Source organism: Pseudomonas sp. PARCl1, assembly GCF_947311875.1.
Lineage (GTDB): Bacteria > Pseudomonadota > Gammaproteobacteria > Pseudomonadales > Pseudomonadaceae > Aquipseudomonas > Aquipseudomonas juntendi.
Window position 1 is genome coordinate 1 of sequence record NZ_CAMZMX010000105.1, and the last position, 1,444, is coordinate 1,444.

Sequence of the window (1,444 nt, forward strand, 5' to 3'; positions counted from 1 at the left end):
GCCTGAGTCCCGTGGCATACAGGAATCAGGCCGCAGCAGCCTAATCAAAGATTGTCCAACAAATGGGGCGCACCTCAACCTGTGGGAGCGGGCAAGCCCGCGAAGCAGGCGACGCGGTATCTGGCACCGGCTTTGCCGGTGTTCGCGGGCATGCCCGCTTCCACAGGGTGTCTGCGTTGGCTTGGAGTTGCCGCCGTACTTGCAGGAGCGGCTCTAGCCGCGAAAATGCCAGCACTCGCAAGGGATCAAATCCAGGCTGTCTATGCTTACGGCATACACCCTCAGGAAGCCGTATCATGACGCTGATCAGCCGCGAACCCTGGTGGCTAGTCCCGCCCAAGCCCGGTCAGACGGAGCAGGACCTGCATTGGGGTTACCTGGAAATCTACGCCGACGGTCGCACCGTATTCGTCGACCAGCGCCCCAGCGACCGGGAGCTGGCCGAGCGCAAAAGCTGCCGCAACTTCCCCGACCCCGAGCCGTGACCGCCTAGCCTTCCAGGTCTGCCAGGCGCGCTTCCAGCGCTGCGATGCGGGCTTCAAGCGCTTCAATACGCTCCTGCGACACGCTGCTGCCACTGCTGCGCTGGCCGCCCTCCTGCTGACGTGCAGCAAGAATCGCCTCGATCTCCGCCGGGTCGCCCAACGCATGGGTATAACGGTCCTCGCGCTGGCCCGCCTGGCGCGGCAGGTGCAAGGCCAGGTCGCGCGAGGTCAGGCGCTCCAGCTGGTGCTGGATCTGCTCGGTGTCGTCGAAATCATGCAGGCGGTTGCTGCGGGTCAGCAGTTCGTTGAGGGTCTGCGGGCCGCGCAGGAACATCAGGCCCATCAGCACCAGTTGCGCCGGTACCAGCTCCAGGGCCTTGTCCACCCGCTGCTCCCAGCGATCGGCGCGGCTGCCCATCTGCAGGCGGGTCATGCCCTGCGCTTCAAGGTTGCGCAAGGCCTGGCCGACCTGGCCTGGTGTAAGGTTCATGACGGGCTCTCGGCTGGTCTTCTGGTTGCAGGCCAGGACCAGGGCGTTGAGGGTCAGCGGGTAGCTCTCCGGGCTGGTGGCCTGCTTTTCGATCAACGCGCCGAGGACACGGATCTCGGTGCTGCTCAAGCGGCCTTCACCGGCGGTTTCGTATTCTGACATGGCCCTGTCTCATTACTGGGGAAAGGCCACTAGGGTAGGTAATGCCATCGTGTAAGGCAATTGCGGCTGCTGGTGAGAGCGGGTGAGCCCGCTCCGGCCAGCAGCCCGAAGAAAATCCAGGCGCTACGCCGAATGCCGGTCAGTCAAGACGTGGTGGTGGAGCCCATTGCCGGCAAGCCAGCTCCCACAGGGATCGCCTTGGGGCTGACAGGTGTTTGCCACAAGGTATGGCAGCGCCTGTTAGAGCGAGCGCCGCCCGCGCGGCGCAATCGCGAGCTTCGCTCGCTCCTACGTTTGTTTCGGGCCA

The 1,444-nt window shown here is 64.5% G+C and carries 2 protein-coding genes; one reads left to right on the forward strand and one right to left on the reverse strand.

The genetic code is table 11. The features are described 5' to 3' along the window. The first annotated feature begins 296 nt into the window (after positions 1-296). Positions 297-485, forward strand: a complete 189-nt coding sequence (locus QME24_RS24680) for a hypothetical protein (protein ID WP_029886312.1) — start codon at positions 297-299, stop codon at positions 483-485. A gap of 4 nt (positions 486-489) precedes the next feature. Here QME24_RS24680 and QME24_RS24685 read toward each other — a convergent pair whose 3' ends face one another. Further along, positions 490-1,137, reverse strand: coding sequence for a DUF480 domain-containing protein (locus QME24_RS24685; protein ID WP_054906211.1), 648 nt, complete (start codon positions 1,135-1,137; stop codon positions 490-492). Positions 1,138-1,444 lie beyond the last annotated feature (307 nt).